The 16,899-nt window shown below is 70.7% G+C and carries 13 protein-coding genes and 1 pseudogene; 11 read left to right on the top strand and 3 right to left on the bottom strand.

The features are described 5' to 3' along the window. Both ABZ135_RS37615 and ABZ135_RS37610 read left to right on the top strand, forming a co-directional pair. On the top strand, positions 1-688 hold a 688-nt coding region (locus ABZ135_RS37615), incomplete at its 5' end, for a hypothetical protein (protein ID WP_356702703.1). Between the two features lie 499 nt (positions 689-1,187). Continuing rightward, positions 1,188-1,421: a hypothetical protein gene (locus tag ABZ135_RS37610; RefSeq protein WP_356702701.1), complete on the top strand. Its 234-nt coding sequence runs from the start codon at positions 1,188-1,190 to the stop codon at positions 1,419-1,421. A 370-nt stretch (positions 1,422-1,791) separates the two neighbouring features. On the opposite strand, the gene ABZ135_RS37605 is transcribed toward ABZ135_RS37610, so the two are convergent. Beyond that, positions 1,792-3,321, bottom strand: coding sequence for an RICIN domain-containing protein (locus ABZ135_RS37605; RefSeq protein WP_356702699.1), 1,530 nt, complete (start codon positions 3,319-3,321; stop codon positions 1,792-1,794). Positions 3,322-4,373: 1,052 nt separating this feature from the next. Here ABZ135_RS37605 and ABZ135_RS37600 point away from each other — a divergent pair. Continuing rightward, on the top strand, positions 4,374-4,565 hold the full coding sequence (locus ABZ135_RS37600) for a hypothetical protein (RefSeq protein ID WP_356702697.1): 192 nt from the start codon (positions 4,374-4,376) through the stop codon (positions 4,563-4,565). A gap of 37 nt (positions 4,566-4,602) precedes the next feature. Then, positions 4,603-5,217: pseudogene (locus tag ABZ135_RS37595) on the top strand (IS5 family transposase); the annotation flags it as partial. A gap of 6 nt (positions 5,218-5,223) precedes the next feature. On the opposite strand, the gene ABZ135_RS37590 reads toward ABZ135_RS37595, so the two are convergent. Continuing rightward, on the bottom strand, positions 5,224-6,804 hold the full coding sequence (locus tag ABZ135_RS37590; RefSeq protein ID WP_356702695.1) for a hypothetical protein: 1,581 nt from the start codon (positions 6,802-6,804) through the stop codon (positions 5,224-5,226). Between the two features lie 206 nt (positions 6,805-7,010). Further along, the gene (locus ABZ135_RS37585) at positions 7,011-8,015 is read right to left on the bottom strand and encodes a hypothetical protein (RefSeq protein WP_356702693.1); all 1,005 of its coding nucleotides are present in this window, start codon (positions 8,013-8,015) and stop codon (positions 7,011-7,013) included. 306 nt (positions 8,016-8,321) lie between these two features. Here ABZ135_RS37585 and ABZ135_RS37580 point away from each other — a divergent pair, with 306 nt between their 5' ends. The 7 genes from ABZ135_RS37580 to ABZ135_RS37550 all read left to right on the top strand — a co-directional run bounded on the left by ABZ135_RS37580 (position 8,322) and on the right by ABZ135_RS37550 (position 16,614). Beyond that, entirely contained in the window at positions 8,322-10,718 is a 2,397-nt protein-coding gene (locus ABZ135_RS37580) for a Helicase associated domain protein (RefSeq protein WP_356702691.1), read from the top strand. Further along, positions 10,718-11,107: a hypothetical protein gene (locus ABZ135_RS37575; protein ID WP_356702689.1), complete on the top strand. Its 390-nt coding sequence runs from the start codon at positions 10,718-10,720 to the stop codon at positions 11,105-11,107. Before ABZ135_RS37580 ends, ABZ135_RS37575 begins: the two co-directional genes overlap by 1 nt. 933 nt (positions 11,108-12,040) lie before the next feature. After that, positions 12,041-13,273: a hypothetical protein gene (locus tag ABZ135_RS37570; protein WP_356702687.1), complete on the top strand. Its 1,233-nt coding sequence runs from the start codon at positions 12,041-12,043 to the stop codon at positions 13,271-13,273. Positions 13,274-13,802: 529 nt separating this feature from the next. Then, on the top strand, positions 13,803-14,210 hold the full coding sequence (locus ABZ135_RS37565; RefSeq protein ID WP_356702685.1) for a DUF3846 domain-containing protein: 408 nt from the start codon (positions 13,803-13,805) through the stop codon (positions 14,208-14,210). A gap of 291 nt (positions 14,211-14,501) precedes the next feature. Further along, positions 14,502-14,708: a hypothetical protein gene (locus ABZ135_RS37560; protein WP_356702683.1), complete on the top strand. Its 207-nt coding sequence runs from the start codon at positions 14,502-14,504 to the stop codon at positions 14,706-14,708. A 5-nt stretch (positions 14,709-14,713) separates the two neighbouring features. Then, positions 14,714-14,923 (top strand): hypothetical protein, encoded by a 210-nt coding sequence (locus ABZ135_RS37555; RefSeq protein ID WP_356702681.1) that lies wholly within the window; start codon positions 14,714-14,716, stop codon positions 14,921-14,923. 296 nt (positions 14,924-15,219) lie between these two features. Continuing rightward, complete coding sequence (locus ABZ135_RS37550) at positions 15,220-16,614, top strand: hypothetical protein (protein ID WP_356702704.1); 1,395 nt, start codon at positions 15,220-15,222, stop codon at positions 16,612-16,614. The last annotated feature ends 285 nt before the right edge of the window (positions 16,615-16,899 follow it).

Genomic DNA, 16,899 nt, shown 5'->3' with positions numbered 1-16,899 from the left:
GTTCATGAATCGGCTCGCCGACCGCATCGCCCAGGACTCCCGGCGCCCCGCCAGGGTCACCTACACCGTCACCGACACCGTCCAGCACCGGAACCTTGAATCGCCCGACCCCGGCCCGCACAAGCAGCCCGTCGCCCAGCTCCCGCCGCCCGCCTGCGGCCCTGAACCGGCCACAGCGCACCCCCGCGGCTCCACCCGGCCCGGGCGCCGCCGCATGGTCAGGCGCCGTCCCACCCCGATCATCGCGCACGACCCCACCGCCTCCAGAGCGGTTGTCCTCGCCTACGTCCAGGTGCTGTGCGAAAACGTCCTGCGCTCCAACGACGTCGACACCCTCGCCGACTTCGCCTCCGACTACGACGAGACCGGAGCGCGCACCTTCGCCTGCCTGCTCTACCGCCTCGACCGTCGCGACAGCGCGCTGTACTGGTGGCGCTTCGCCGCCGGCGCCGGAGATCCCCTCGCGGCTCACCTGCTCGCCGCTCACCACGCCGCCGTCGGACAGAACCCCGACGCCCGAGTGTGGCGGGCGAGCGCACAGATGCTGGGGTTCACCGACCAGCACCTGCCGCATCCCGTGAGGCGAAGCACCGAGATCGCTGAGGGCTTCGCCAGCGAGGTGGCCTGGGATGCCGAGATGATGGCCTTCATGGGGGCATCCGGCCTGCCGCAGGAACTCGTCCGCTGATCACCGGCCACGCTGGGCCAAACCGGAGGCCGCCACCCATCAGGTGGCGGCCTTCATCATCCGAGCAGGACACCGGTCCAGAGGCACATCCGCCCTTTGAGCGATGGTGCTGCTGCGGGACCAGGCAGCCGCAGCGGAGGGGCGGGCCCGTTGCATGAGGCGCTGTGCGTCGGCGGGCCGCAGGATCGAAATCGCATCCCGGTCGATGGGGGCAAGTCGCCCGGACCACTCCGGGCCGAGGTCGCGGCTGGCATCTCGAAGCCGGAGCTGGGTGTCGACGAACATCTTGCGCGCTCCGCCAAGGGCCGGCCGCGCTCGGCGTCGATGCCTGCCCGCAGCCGGCGGGGCGACCCACTGGCCCATGCCATCCAGATGTTCGAGTACCGGGGTTTGCTCCCGCCACGGCGATAGACGCTCGCCAGGTCGACCAGCGTGCCGCGGTCGGCGAGCTCGAGGAGGCCCTCGAAGGATTCGTGTTGGCCTGGACCTTGAGACGTCCTTGACCGCGCTCGGCGAGCTGCTCGAAGTAGCGGTACACGATGCCCTCGTCGCTGAGCGCCTTCGGCATGCCCATGAACAGCCCACGGACACCATCACCGCCGAGACCGCGACGCCCGAGGCCACCGCGGTGGTCCCGCAGCAGGAGCCGTACGTGCCGGAGGCGCTCGGGGCGCACCGGATCGCCGCCCTGCTAGCGCACCGGCGCGGCGGTCGCCGCCGACGACGTCGCTGAGCTCGTCGCCCAGGAGCACCTGGAGGTCGTGACCACTACAAGGGCTGGCCGATGTACTCCCCGCGCAGGGCCTGCGAGCTGCCCCAGGATGCGGCCGCCGCAGCGGATCGGCTGGCACTGGAGCGGCCTGGTCCGCCCGGGCCACCGCATCGGGTGGCACGGACGTGGGCTGGTCGAAAGGGGCGTGGCCCGCGGCCCGGGCCGGAGTTGACCGGAGCGGCGCCACGCGTGGGCCCCTCGCCGGTCGATCGGGGAGCGGGACCGAGCGCGTTCTGGGGGCGCATGTGCTCACTCGCTCGGGCCAGGGACTGGGCGGGGCTGGCTCCGGCGAAGCGAGCTTGCCGGAGCCCCGGAGCCGTGATCTAGGTCCTCAGACCCAGTACTGTTCGGCACCGCCGTTGCACTCCCACTGGATGGCGTCGGCGCCCCTGTCGGTGCTGCCTGCCCTGATGGCCAGGCACTTGCCTGAGTTGATGTTTTTCAGTCGGTATTGTGCATCACCGTGCGTGTCGTGAGTAGGGATGATTTCCCATTTCTGGCTTTGGCTGCCGTCGCAGGGCCACTGCACCACTTTTGCGCCGTCATAGACTGAGCTGCCGCTGATTGCCAGGCACTGACCGGAGTTCTCATTCTTGATCTCGTAGATTCGGGTGCCCGGCTGGTGCGAGTACGACCAGAATTGGTCAGGGATGCCCAAATGCTCCCACTGGATGGCATCGGCGCCGGGTGTGGTGCTCGACTGTCGGATCCCCAGAACCAGTGACGAATTCTTGTTCCCGAGAACACCTGAAAACGGAACCGCAGCCGGCGGTGTGAATTTGTCGTATGCGCCGCTTTCAACGAAGTATTCATCGTTGTCGAGGAGCCGCACGTCCACGGTGAACCGCCCGAGGTCACCTCCGACGCCGGTGTTCTGGGAGAGAGGTATGTTGGCCCGGCCGCAGTGCACACCCGGACTGGCGGGAGGAGACGGGTCGGGATAGGCGCGGTCGTAGTAGACGCTCCAGCCGCTCGGGCCCTCGGGCCATGAGAAAGCGTAGAACTGTGCACACTCCTGGCCGCCTGCCACCTGGCCTCCCGTCGACGTCCTGCCGCTTTCTCGTGAGCTCGCGAACGGGAACTCGTCGCACGACGTTCTGTCGTCCGTTTTTATCCGGGTGGCAATGATGTTTGTATCGTCATTGGGGATGAAGGTGCTGTTGCAGATGCGGCTGCGATTCTGGCGGACAATTGTGTCGTCAGCCTGCCGGTGCAGAGGCCGGTTGAGCTTTTGCAGGCCCATGCCGCCGTACATGCGCTGTGTCCAAGCGATGAAGTATTGGGCGGCTGGGTACTTGGTTTTGTCCACAGTGAAGGTGGGTGTGTAACGCCAGAACACGCAGCCAGCCGTGGTGCCCACTCGACGGTCGCACCGGATATCGGTCAAATAATCTCGCCACGTTGCTGTGTCCGGGGCGGCTGCCACGGGCGAGGTGGCCGTTACGGACCAGGCAAAATTCAGGCCGTCAGAAGCGCCCGCGACATTAGAGTTGGTCCAGAAGAACAAATGCCGCATTTGAGCCTCGTGGAGGTCGCCAGGAGTCCACGTCATCGCCCCCCACTGCAGCGGTCGCCCCATAGAGCATGCGGCTGCGCATTGCGGTCTGAAGTCCAGTGTCACCGAGACCAGAGCCGGGTCCAGGCGAACCGGGACAAGGGAGATGGACTGCGTGATGCCCTCGTCATGAGGATGGGTCTCGATCCGCTGATCGTACGCCCACTGGGCCACGCCCAGATCCCTTCCGTCTGCCTTTTTCAATATCACCGTCAACGGCCCGCTGGGCTTCAGGCACGTCTGAAAACGGCTGTAACCAGTGGACGAGCGCTGGTCACACCAGGGCATGTCGAGCTGAACCGGCACCTGCGTGAGGATGGGGGTGTCCGGCGGCACGGAAGACGCAATGGCCCCAGTCTGGACATCCGAACGTGAGGCATTGCTCGTGGGCTGCGTTCTTTGCCGCTGAACAACCTGCAGGTTGGTCTCGACACATAGGGCGGGCTTCCCCGTGTGCCTGGCTCGCGTCTCCGCCGCCTCGCAGTCCGTCGTGCTCGACACCACGGACTGCCTCGAACTCGCTGGTCGGTCATGCGGCGTCTGTCGCGTGAAGTCGATGCCCCGCTTATCCTTCAGCAACCGGACTGCTGCTGGCGAAGCCGCACTCTGGCCGACCGCCGACGCCATCGGTGCTGCCGCTCCGTTTAGCGCCAGCACCAATCCCAGTGCCGCTGCGCCCACACGCAGCGGCCGCACTGGCTGTGAACCCCACGCCATCAAGCTATCCCCCAGATGTATTTCAGTACGACGAGGGCGCGCAGCGCCACTACACAGACCGACGCCGTAATCCCCCCGGCCCGTGATGAACGGGCCCATGGAACCTAAGCCACCGAGCGATCACAAGCAATCGATCAATTAGGAGGTTGCTCGTCCGCTTCCGGCTCGTGCTGACGACGTAACCTGCGCGGGGCAAGTCCCCACCCTCTTGGCCATCTTGGGTTGACGGTGCGGTCATCGCCGGGCAGATCCAGCAGCGCTCCGCCCGCGCCGCCCGGGACGCCTGCCGGGCTGAGGCTCCGTCGCGACCGCGAACTGGAGGCGGTCACCGCGTTCGCGTTCGCCGTCGCCGCGCACCGTCAAACGACGGCCGGGCGCGCGAGGACCTGGGGTTGCGGCGCCGAGGCGGACCGCACCGCCGCTGCCCGTGCCGATTCCCGCCCCACCCGTCGGGGATCGAAGCCGCGCGCTTCCTGGTCTCGATCCTCACCCGCCCTCGCCCCGGCCGCCGACGACGCCGCGCACGCCGCCTATGCCTGCGCGGTGCCCGGACCTCGATACCCTCGGCGAGCTGCGGGAGTAGCGTCCTGCTACCAGTGGCCCGCCGCCCACCACGTCCTCGCCCTGACCTCGGAGAGCTGGTGACCGCTATGACCGGACGCCGCACCCTCGGCCCCGGCCCGCGGGCCGCGCCGATCCAGGCCGCCCAGGCCGACCTGCTAACCGACCTGCCCGACGTCGCCGAGCTCCGCGCCCGCGGTGTCCTCGACCCGCACCCAGCACCCGCCCCCAGGGCGCGCCGCACGCTCGGCACCGGCGTCCACCCCGCCTGACGTGGCCGGTGCATAGCCGCTCCCTTCCGATCGTCTGATCGTTGGTCCGGGTGTGCCGTTGACTGACGCGCAGCGGGCGCGGATCGAACCGTTGCTGCCGGATCGGACCTAGACCGGGTCGCAATGGGTGCACCTGCCTGAGAAGTACGGCAACTGGCGAGGCGACAACCGGCTGCGGATGTGGGCCCTCGACGGCACCTGGGAGCGGGTGTTCACCGCTCTGATAGCGCAGGCCGACGCCGAAGAAGACCTGGACTGGGTTGTCTCGGTGGACTCCACGATCGTTTGAGCTCACCAGCACGCGGCCGGGGCCCGTAGAAAGGGGCCCCGGCGGGTACGCGGCCGACGGCGCCTGTCGGCCGCTGGCCTTCCATCTCACAGGCGGACAAGCCAGCGACGCGCCCGCCTTCCCAGACGTGATGGACCGCCTCCGCGTTCCCCGCCCGTTCGGCCGCCCCGGACCTGGCCGGAGTTCGTCCTGGCCGACAAGGCGCATTCATCTTGGGCCATTCGCGAGCACTTGCGAAGGCGCGGGATCCGGGCAGTGATCCCTGTCCCGGCGGACCAGCGTGGCCACCGGCTGCGGCGCGGCCGCATGGGCGGCCGACCACCTGCCTTCGACCGCGAGGCATACAAACAGCGCAACACCTTGGCGGGGTTACGTACCGGCGCCCGCCGCCCCTGCAGGGGGATTGTGGGCCTGGAGGACATCGCGGGCGCCGGGGATAAGGAGGAGTCTGCGCAGGGTGGCGTTGCCATCTGGCTCTGGAGGGCCGGAGGGTACGGTCACCCGGGTGGGGCGCAGAGGTAGGTCCGGGCCGTGGCCGTGAGGTGAGGTTCCGGGCGGCGGAGGGGGAGGTTTCGGGGGCGCGGGGTGCGGCTGCTGGCGGGGACGGAACGTCGACTTGGGGGTGCGGGACTCGGTGAGGAGGCGGCTGTAGGCGGGGCCGGGCTGGACAGGGCGCCAGTCTTCCGTTCCGATGATCAGCCACCCGTCGTCTCTCTCGGTCCGGATGCCCTGGACCATTTGGGCGTTGGTCCACGGAGCGTGGGGGTTCTCCTCGCAGTGGGCGTTGACGAGGCGCCTCAGGGGCGGTGCGTGGTGGTGCTGCTTGTAGTAGGCGTGCGCCCACTTCGCGAGGTCGGGGCCGCGGCCGGCCAGAGCGATCGGTGCGGGCGTGGTGTCCACCTTTCCGGCGGCGCCGGGGATGATCGGCCGGATTTCGGGGGAGAGGCGCCAACTGGACAGGGCGTGGGGATCGTGGCGTGGGTGGAGCTGGCTGAACCAGCCGATCTCCAGAAGCGTCAGCAGCACGGGGACGCTGACCTCCACGGAGGTGAAGCGGCAGCGGTTCGCGAGGATCCGGCGCCCGATCTGGCCGTGGCCCTGCGGGTTGCTCATGGCGGTGATGTACAGGGCTGCGAGCCGGACTCCCGCCGGCTGACTGTCGAGGAGCCCATGGCTGATGAGGCGTTGGACCCAGCCGTTGAACGGCCTTCGAACCTTCCGGCTGATTTCCCCCGTCAGCCACGGCTCTGCGAGGCGAGACATGGTGCACTGCGCTGCGGGCGCCCCGGGTACAGCGGCTCGGACCGCCTCGACGCTGCCCTCCACCCATCCGTCGTCGATCAGTTCCTGCAGCGCCATGTGGTTCACTCCGGTCCGCGAGCTGGACAGGTCCTCGCTGATCAGCAGCACCCGCCCGTCCTTGCGCATGCGCAGCAGTGCCAGGAGAGCGATCAGCCGGGCCTCTGGTGTCCGCCCGACCCGGGCGTCCTGGAGGAAGCGCAGGCAGAACTCGGTGTGATCGGCGTACGCCGCAGTGGGCTTCCACTTGGCGGCCGGCGGCCCGTAGGTCCGCTCACCGTCCACGGACACCTGCTCGGTGGCCGGCCCGGCCGTGAGCTCGTGCTGCGCGCAGACGGTGCAGTTGGCGGGGGTCGGGCGCTCCCGCGGTACGGGCGGGGCGCTCTCCTTGAGGACCTTGCCGCGGGGCAGCCGCATGGCGCACGCGGAACAGACCTCGGCGATCACCCACAGCCGGCCCACGGCGTCGGGCAGGAGCACGAGCACCGGTCGTCCCGCGCATTCGACCGCTGCGGTGGGGTGCCAGGCGCAGGACTCGGCACGGCAGCGGCAGCCGGTCCCGGCCACGACCTCGATGCGGGCGACGTGCTCGCGCACATGGCGCATGGCTTCCGTACGGGCCAGGACCGGGTCTCGGAAACGCGTGGTCACGGGAGTGCAGCTCGGGTCCGCGCAGTCGATCACGCAGACACCGGCCGCCGGCCGACCGTGCGGGACGAGCCGGACCGTCCAGCGTCTCCCCGCTCGCGTGGGCCTCACCGTTTCACCGTCGCCGTCCGGAACATCGCCACGTCCCACGTATCGGGTGTTGGCGTGTCCTTCTGAAGGGCTCGGGGGAAAGTCGGACGGTCTGAGGATCAGTGGGCCGGCCCCGGTGGGGTCAGGCCCCGAAGGGCGGCCAGAAGGTCGCCGGGAGTGGGGCGGGTGGTGCCGATGAGCAGAGGGCGGGTGTCGGGTGCGGTGAAGGGGTGGCGGCGGCGGCCGGCGGTGCGCCATCCGGTCTCCTCCTCCCAGACGAGCGCCGGAACGGGTGCGTTGTCGGTGAGCGGCACGGAGGCGCGGAGTGTCTCGCCAGTCTGCTCGACGACAGGCGGCACAGGGCTGGTGGCGAGGTCGGCGTCGTGCAGGGCTTCGGTGATCTGGCGGAGGTAGACCGCGGCGCCGCGAGCACGCAGCTCGACCTCGGCCTGGGCGAGTGCGGCACGGATGTGGCCGGCTGGATAGCCGAGCTCGGCGGCGGCCTCGGCGGGGGTGAGCGCGGGGTCGTGCTCGAGGCGGTCGGCGATGCGGCGGGCGCGGAGTTGGGTGAGCGCACGCTGGGCGGTGGCGGTGTGCACCCCAAGGGCCTCGGTGACCTTGGCGGTGGAAAGCGTGGGGTCGGCGTCGAGGAGGAGTGCGGTGCGATCGAGGAGCTGCTCGCGGGGGACCATGTCGCCGGTGCCCTTGGGGCGGCCGCCGCGGGCGGGCCGGCTGGTCTGGTTCTGGCGGAAGGCGAGGATGACGCCGCGGGGCCAGTGGTCGACGCCGCCGGCGACGACCAGGTGCTGCTGCAGCTCGGGGCGCTTTTTGTAGACGTCCCAGCTCGCGAGGGCCACGCCGATCAGGTCGGCGGCCTCACGGCGGTCCAGGAGGTCCTGGTCGTCGTCCTCGTCGGGAAGAGCGGGGATCGGCCGACCTGTGAGATAGGCGTCGACCTGCTCGGCGTCGTAGAGGCGGAAGCGCGAGCCCTCGGAGCTGATCGGCTTCGGGAAGCCCTCGGCCAGGTACGGCTTGTCCTTCTCGTACTTGCTCATGCTCACCCCCTGCTGCCGGGCGAGCTCGGCGATCGTACGGACCTGGTCGGCGCGGCCGGCGCGGATCACGGTGAACTCCAGAGTGACGGGACGACGTTGACAGGACGGACGCAGGACACTCCACCCGGTACGAAAAAACTGTATCGGATTTCCACCCCCCGATTGGGGTACACTCTGCGCCACGCCTCGCAACGCTCCCCAGAGGATCGAGCGGGTGTCTTGGTAGGCCGGCGCCCGTGCCACCCGCCCCTCGGGGCGGACTGAGGGCGCCGGCCGCTTCTCCACCCCGGGGACCCGTGACGACACGGTCCGCACCGGGACACCACCCGCCCTTTGAAGTGGCGCTCGCCCGCGAGATGAGGAGAACACCGAGCCATGGCCGTGAAGCTGCGCGACCATCAGATCGAAGCTGTCGACGCCATCGTGCGCGGCCTGGACACCCCGCCCGCCGGCATCCCACCGACAGGCCTGCGCGGCCAGGTCCATGCCGCCTGCGGCACCGGCAAGACGATCATCGCGGCCGCAGTAGCCCGGCGCATCGCCCGCAACGGTCGCGTTCTCGTCCTCGTACCGACCCTGGATCTGCTCACCCAGACCGTGAGGGCCTGGCACGACGCCGGCCACACCGGGCCGGCCGTCGCCGTGTGCTCCCTCCACGACGACCCGGCGCTGTGGAGCCGCGGAATGCGGGCGACGACCAACCCCGTCCAGTTGGCCCTGTGGCACGGCACCGGACCCGTGACCATCTACGCCACCTACGCCTCCCTCGACGTCCTCGCCGAGGCGTTCGCAGGCATCTACGGCCAGCGCCTCGCACCGTTGGACCTCATGTGCGTGGACGAAGCCCACCGCACGTCCGGATCGCTCGGCAAGGCCTGGGCTGACGTGCACAAGCAGGGCGTGATCCCCGCCGCACGACGCCTGTACCTGACGGCGACCCCGCGGATCTGGCAGGAGCGCCCCCCGCACTGGGAAGTCGCCGAAGGCGTCCGGGACGCGCTGCCGCAGGAGATGGCCGCCTCGATGGACGACCCGGACCTCTTCGGGCCCGTGCTCTACAAGCTCTCGCTCGCCTCGGCCGTCTCCCGCCGGCTGCTCGCCCGCTACCAGATCATCGTGATGGAGATCCAGGACCCGCTCGTCACCCCGGAACGGCTCATGGGCGAGGACCGGCACTCCGAGGAGGTCCGCGGGCAGCGACTCGGAGCCCTTCAGGCCGCCCTGCTGCACACAATGTCCGACCACGCCCTGCAGACCTGCATCACCTTCCACCACCGCACGATGGAAGCCCAGGCGTTTGCCGACGGCCTATCCGGTGTGGCGGCCAAGCTCCACGCCGACGAGCCCGAGACCTACCCCCACCGGATCTGGGCCGACTGGCTGTGCGGCGAACACGCCGCCGAGCACCGGCGCGAGGTCCTGGGCCAGTTCGGCAGCACTGCCCGGCGCGCGATCCTGTCCAACGTCCGCGTCCTCGGGGAAGGCGTCGACATCCGCGCCGTCGACTGCGTCGCACTCCTCGACCCCAAGGGCGCCCCGCACGACATCGTGCAGGCCATCGGCCGCGCCCTGCGGCAGAAGCCCGGCGAGCGCAAGCTCGCCTCCCTGATCGTCCCGGTGTTCCTCCAGCCCGGCGAGAAGCCCGAGGAGGACATGTTCACCTCCGCCTCCTACCGCCCGCTGGTCAAGGTCCTGCAGGCGCTGCGCGCCCACGACGAAGAGGCCGTGGAGCTCCTGGCCATCCCCCAGGAACCGCAGAAGGACACCGCGCAGCCCTCGCAGTACATCGGCCCGCCGCCCGAGGAAGGCGAGGAAGAATCCCGCCTCCTGCTGCGCTTCGCCTCCCGCCGCGACCCCGCCATGATCGCCGACTGGGTCAGCTTCAACGTCATCGACACCGAAAGGCAGGACTGGGCCCGCGGCTGGTCGAAGCTCAAGCAGTACACCCAGCGCGAGGGACACGCCCGCGTCCCCTACGGGCACAACGAAGGCGCCTACCCTCTCGGGCAGTGGATCGCCGAGCAGCGCCGTGCCTACACCGCCGGGCAGATGACCGGCCAGCGCGCCCGACGACTCGAGAAGCTCGGCATGGTCTGGTCGCCGGCAGACGAACGATTCCAGGAGAACCTCGCCGCCGCGAAGGCGTACTACGAGCAACACGGCACACTCTGCGCGCCCCGCACCGCAACCGCTCTGGACCGGCCGATCGGCCAGTGGCTCTCCAACCTCCGCCGCCCCGGGGCCCTCGCCGACCACCCCGAATGGGAAGCAGCTCTGCGCGAGGTGGACGAGCACTGGAACCCCGCATGGCCCGCCGACTGGCAGCGCCACTACGCCGCCCTGCGCGACCTCGTCGCCGACGAACCCGGCCAGCCCCACGTCCTGCCCGGCGTCACCGTCTACGGCATGGACGTCGGCCGGTGGCTCGCCCGACAGCGCCAGCACAACCTATGGACCTCGTTGACGGACGGACAGCGCGAGCTCCTGGAGCAGCTCGGCATCACACCCCTCCCACCTGACCAGGCTCCCGCCAAGGCCGCCATGGGCGCCTTCGAGCGAGGCGTCGCCGCCCTCGCCCAGTACAAGGACCGAACCGGCACCCTGGGGCCCGTCAGCCGCACCCACATCGAACGCCTTGAGGACGGAACCGAAGTCAAACTGGGCGTCTGGCTCTCGAACACCAAGGCCAGGCGCACGAAACTCACCGCCGAGAAACTCGCCGCGCTGGCCGGCCTCGGGCTGGAGTGGGCGGCGACGGAAGGAGCGCCATGATGAGCGCACCCGAGGAAGAGCGGCGCGTGCAGGATGCTGCGCGGCGGCACGCCCGCACCATGGCCTTCGCGGAGGCCGAGGACGTTATCTCGTTCGTGCTGTCCGACCCTGGGGTGCGGGCGGCGCGGGAGCGGGTGGAGGCGGCGGAGACGGAATTCGGCAGGGAGCTGTGCGCCCGACTCCAGCCGTTCCAGGACCGCCACGACCAGGCCGTGGCGGCGGGCGACGCAGTCCTGCTCACCGGGGCCTGTGAGGGCAAGCACGGCCGCTGGGGGCGGATCTGTGTCCTGCCCGACGGGCACGAGACCTCGATGGAGGAACCGCACTGGGGCCGCAACAGAGAAGGCCGGCCGATCGCATGGGTGGGCAGCGCGCCTGACGACTGGTGAGAGCGGCGGTGAGACAGGCGACACGACCCCGGGGCGCACGAGTGGCTCGGGGCTCTGCGAGGGCGCGCAGCTCGATCAGACGCCGACGCCCCGGTGGTCGACCACGCGCCACGCGTGCAAGGATCCGAGGGGCTCAGGCCCAGTTCGGGTCGCCGGCTGCGCCCCAGCCGCTGTCCTGGACTCCCCAGCCGGTGTCGCCCTGCACGCCCCATCCGATGTCTCGTCGCATGGTTCCCCTCCTCGTGGTGCTGCGCCGCTGGTGCGCGCCGATACGGTGACCGTATCCGGCATATGCCGGGACAGCCAGGTCCTTCTTTCCAGTTCGTCATCTGGCCTTCGGGTAGGTGCCGGCAGTGCCCGGCAAGCCGGCGCGCGCGGAGGTGGTTGGCTGCGGTCAGGTTTCCGCCCCGCCGATGTGCACGTCGATCCCGTACCGGCGAGGGCCTGAACGCGGGCACGCTGGGCGAGTTCGCCCGGGTCGACGCCGAAGCAGAAGAAGCCTGGCGCCGCTGGGACGCCGCCGCTCGCTGTCGTGTGAGCCCGCAGGGCGCGCCCTGCCCGACGATCTCGCTCAGCTACGACCCTGGAGCGGCTGGCGCTGATCATCCTGCAGAACATCCGCCGCCCCAGTGCATGCACTGCGCGGGCCGCGAGCGCCTCGGACTGCTGCACCCCGTGGTGATGCGCTGTTCGTCCAAGGGATAGACCCTCAGGTCGTATGGGCGCGGGCGTCCACACTCGGGGCGCGCCCTGGCCTGCCACCCCGCCGCAGGTGTCACCCGTGCGGGTTGACCTGCGGGATCAGGGGAAAACCCGCCGCGAAATGAGGTGAAGTTTGATAGAGTTGTCTTGTTGGTTCGGGAGTGGCACCCGACCAACGCCAAGACACTTCGCCCATTCTGAGGGAGACTCATGTCCGAGAATATGAACCCCGTGCATCCGAATGCAGAATTCACCTGCACCCATGCAGAATTCAGTTCCGCCCTGAAGAACGCTGAATTCGGAATCAACCCGAAGCTCCCGAACCCCGCCCAGCGCGGTGTCATCGTCGAAACCCGGGACGGCCAGGCCGTATACAGCACGTTCGACCTTGACACCGCCGTCCGCGTCACCGTGCCGTGCCCGACTGCGCAGGCGGCCGGAACGTCATTGCTGGACTTCACCGAGCTGAGCAAGACCCTCGCCGCCATGGTCGCGGGCGAGCCCAAGGCCACAGCGGCGGCCACCTCGGTCGCTCTGCGGGGCGACCTGCTGGTCGGACCGGACATGACCGTCCCCATCAGCGCGCTGGACACCACGGCCTACGTCTCCGCTCCCGCCCCCGTGGCCGCTATGGTCGTCCTGGACGGGCAGGCCCTCCGCCGCCAGCTCGACCGCGTCCTGCCGACCACCGGCACCGACGACACCCTTCCCGTCCTCGCCGGCGTCCAGTTCACCATCGACGCTGAGACGTGCACCCTCGCCGCCACCGACCGCTACCGCTTCGCCGTCGCCGACCTCCCGTCCCGCACCGCCCCCGGCGCCCCGCAGACCGCCGCCTTCGACCTCAACATCCCCGGCAGCTTCCTGCGGCGTCTGGCCAAGCCCCTGAAGGACCACACGGGCCCCGTCGGCATCGGCGTCAGCGAGGACCGCCTGTGGGTCACGCTCACCCTGGGGAGCCTGACCTTCACCACCCGCCTGATCGACGGCCGCCTCCCCCGGCACGGCAAGCTGTTCCCGACGACCGCCGCCGCCTCGCTGCAGATCGACCGCGTCGCACTCGTCACCGCGACGAAGAAGTGCACGGCAGTGCTCAAGGCCAAGGGCGCCGACAGCCTGACCCCGATCAGCTTCCGGTGGAACCGCGATGGCACGCTCACCCTCGCCCCCGCACTCCCCGAAGCCCACGACCGCGCCCGGCTCTCCGGCATCCCCCTGCCCTACGAGACCGTCGGCGGCGACGCCACCACGCTCCACGCCAGCTCCCAGTCCCTGAAACCCGCCTACCTCACCGCCGCCCTCGACGCCTTCGCCGGCGACACCCTTACCCTGCACCTTCCCGACACGGAAAACGGCCAAGGACTGCGCAAGCCGGTGCTGCTCACCGACGGCCCCGACCTCCAGGGCGACGGCTACCGACACCTCCTCATGCCGATCACCCTCGACTTCTCCTGGGCCCTGTAACCCCATCCGCCGCGCGGAGCCAGGAACGGCCCCGCGCGGCACACAACGAGCCAAGTCACCCGCCTGGACCGCATCGGGCAGCGGGGTCGGCCGCAAGCCCATCTGACAAGAAAGAGCAGCCCCGGGTCGGGGAGCAGGCTGCGGCGCCCTGTGGGCCACCGCTGCATCTTTCCGGCGTGGTCCGGGGCCTGGGGTCCGCCGCCCCTGTGGGGCGGAAGGCCGCTGGTCCAGGTCGGGTTCGCCGCTGCGCGCCGGACCCTGCCGCCGGTCGTCCGGGACCGGGCCCGCCCCTGCGTGGCGTGCTCTCGGCGCTGCGCGCCGTCCGCTCGGGGAACCCCTGACGCTGCGCGTCAGGAGCGGCGGCGTACCCCTGACCCCGGCCCAGCCCGGTTCACCTGAACGGGTTGACCTGCGGAAACAACGGAAAACCCACCCCGCGATGCGGTGAAATTTGATATAGTTTTCTCGTTGGTTCGGAGGTGGCACCCGACCCAACACCAAGACACCCCATCCGACTTGAGGGAGACCCATGTCCAACACCAGCACCACCACGGCCTACGCCCTGCTCGTCCGCCCGGACGGCTTCTTCCAACTGCTCGACTGGCCGTCCGACCCCACCAAGAGCCTCGACACTCTCCGCACCGCCATCGAGTGCGACGTCGTCGACGTCGCCGACATCACCGCCGACCTCTCCATGTGGATCGACGACGAGGGCATGCTCATCGACAACCCCAACGAGAACGTCCCCGCCTTCCGCCTCTTCGCCTGCTACCGCACCCCGTGCCAGCGCTACTTCGGCAACGCCGTCTTCACCGGCGGCACCGACGCCGACGGCGACACCGTTGGCCTCACTGAAGATGCCGTTCTCGACCTGCTCCTTAACCACTTGCGCTTTTTGACCGAGCTCCTGCGCGTCCCCACCCAGCGGACCAAGTAGCCGGACACCCGGCGGTGGGGGGCACCGTCCGCGCCCCCCACCGCCACTCAGCGAGGGGACAGCCTTCGCCACCTGACCCTCGCGCTCCCGCCCGGCCAGGCCGCCCGGCTCCTCGATGCCCAGGCCGCCGGCGCCACCGACCGCGACCTTGAGCGCGTCGCCGGGGACGTCCTGGGCGAGGTGTACTTCCGTGACGGCGGCCACCGCGCCGAGGGCCTGCTCGTGGAGCTGACCGACATCGAGCAGATCACGTTCGAGCTGTAGCACCGACACGCTGAAAGGACACCGCCCGTGAGCACCGCAACCGAACACGTCCGCGCCGACCGGCTCACCACCGGACGCACCGTCATGGTCACCACCAGCACCACCATGGAGACGATCACCCGCGTCCAGGTGACCGACGGTTACGTGACCGTCGAGACCGACCGGGGATCCTGCTACCAGTGGCCCGCCGCCCACCAGGTCCTCGCCCTCACCCTGACCTCGGGGAGCCGGTGACCGCCGTGACCACACGCCGCACCCTCGGCCCCGGCCCGCAGGCCGCACCGATCCAGGCCGCCCAAGCCGACCTCTTCACCGGCCTACCCGGCCTCGACCTGCCGGACGTCGCCGAGCTGCGCGCCCGGGGCGTCCTCGACCCGCACCCGGCACCCGCGCCGAGGGCGCGCCGCACGCTCGGCCCCGGCACCGACCCGGCTGACACATCGCGGTAGGACCGGCCGCCGGCACCCTCGCCCCGCCCGGATCTCCCGGGCGGGGCGCTTTTTGCGTTTGCGCTGGTCGCGGCGTGTGTCCCGGGCCGGTGGTGCGGGGTCTCCCCGGTCGGTCCGGGTCTGTGCGTGGTGTCCCCCGGAGGGGTGATTTTCGGCCCTCGTGTACGCGTGGGCGGTTTGTGCGGTCAAGGCGCAACTCACCCTGAAATCAGGGCTATTGACAATACTTGAGCTGTTTCGGCATGTTTCCGGCGCGGCCCCGATCGGCGGGGCCGTTCGATTGCGAGGTGTGTGTGATGGCGCGTTCGGTGCGCGAGACGTACGACGAGTACGCGGCGGCGGGGCGGCTGCGGGTGTCGGTCGCCGCGTGGCGGTGGGCGACGGGGTCCGGTCTGGTCCCGCCGGCCGACGCGGGGCGGGGGTTGTGGTCGCGGGGTGTGGTGGAGGCCGCCGACGCCGAGGCGGTCCGCGCGGCGCTGCGGGTGATCGGCGCGGGGACGGCCGCCGACCGGCTGACCGAGGCACTGGGTTCGCCGTTGCGGTGCCGGCCGCGGGTGACGGCCTCGGCCGTCGGGCATCTGGTGCGCGCGGGCCTGCTGGTCTTCCTCGGCGGCGAGGCCGAGTTCCCCGACGTCCACCCGGACCAGGTCGCCGCCCTCGGCCACCGCCGGGACCTTGCCGCTCTCCTCGACCGCCACGTCCCCCTCGGCCCTGACCAGGCCGCCCTCCGCCTCGGCGTGCGCCGGACCGACTACGACCAGATCGTCCGCCTCGGCTGGATCCACCCGGTCGGCTCGGTGGACGTCGACTACAAGCGCCAGGGCGGCCTCACCACCGTGCCGCTCTACTCGGCCGAGGACGTCGCCCTGCTCCCGGTTATCCGGCCCGCCGTGGACTGGCGCGCGCTGCGGTCCGTCCGGCCGGGCCGCCGCTCACCGCTCGCCGCCCTGGAGCCGGCCGGGCCGGACGGCGACAGGCTGCTGCTGACGGAGGTCGGGCGGATCGCCGGGGTGGGCCGGGCCGCGGTGGTGAACTGGCGCCGCCGCCACGACGACTTCCCCGACCCGGTCGGCGGCACGGAGGTGCATCCGGAGTTCGAGTTCCGCGCGGTCGTCGACTGGCTCCTCGCCCACGACAAGATCGAGGTACCGGCCACACTCCCTGTGGCCTCGCTGCTCGTGGCCGGCACCGGCGGCGGCAAGCTCCCGTTCCGCCTCGAAGACCCGTGGCTCGTCCTGGCCGTCGACGCCGACGGCGAGGACCGGCTCACCGCGTGGACCACCGACGACGACGCCGACGCCCTGGCCGAGCTCGCCGCCGACGAGTACGGCGCCTCGGTGAGCCGGCTGACCGCGCCCGGCACGGCACCCCTCGCGGTGACGGGCGAGGTGCGGGTGATCGACCGCTACCGGGCCGGGGCCGGCGGCCTGCGCATCACCCTGGCGTGGCCTGCCCGTCTCCGGGGCGCCGCCTCACCCCGTCCGTCAGGGGGCCAGGTCCGCCACGGCCTGCCGTATGCCGCCCCGGGCCCGGAGTGCGTCTGCCGGCGGCACGCCTGCGGCGGCCTGACCCCTGCCGACTGGTGCGCCGAGCACGGCCGGGCCGCCGAACCGGCGATGGAGTGGCACCCCGCCGACGGCGTCCGCTGCATCCAGCACGCCCCCGACCACCGACAGCCGGCTCTCCGGTGAACGCACCGCGCCCCGCCCGGATCCTCCCGGGCGGGGCGCGGTCCTGTGCCTGGCCCCTGGAGGGCGCCTGCGTGGCGTTCTGGCGTCTTGCGTCCCGCCCGGGTTTCTCGGCCCGGGTGCCACGCGCCCGGCCCGTACAGCGGCGTACAGGGCCTCGTCGAGCGGGGGTGCGCACGCGGAGGGCGAGGAGGGGCCGAGGCGCGCGTCCAGGGTCTCCGGTGCGGCCTCCGCCAGCGTGGCGAAGTGACGGTGCGAACCCTCCGCCGGGGCCGCCGTGTTGACGGC

This window comes from Streptomyces sp. NPDC006339 (assembly GCF_040612775.1).
Taxonomy (GTDB): Bacteria; Actinomycetota; Actinomycetes; order Streptomycetales; family Streptomycetaceae; genus Streptomyces.
The sequence above is the reverse complement of the archived record's forward strand: the minus strand, read 5'-3'. Positions and strand labels throughout refer to the sequence as shown.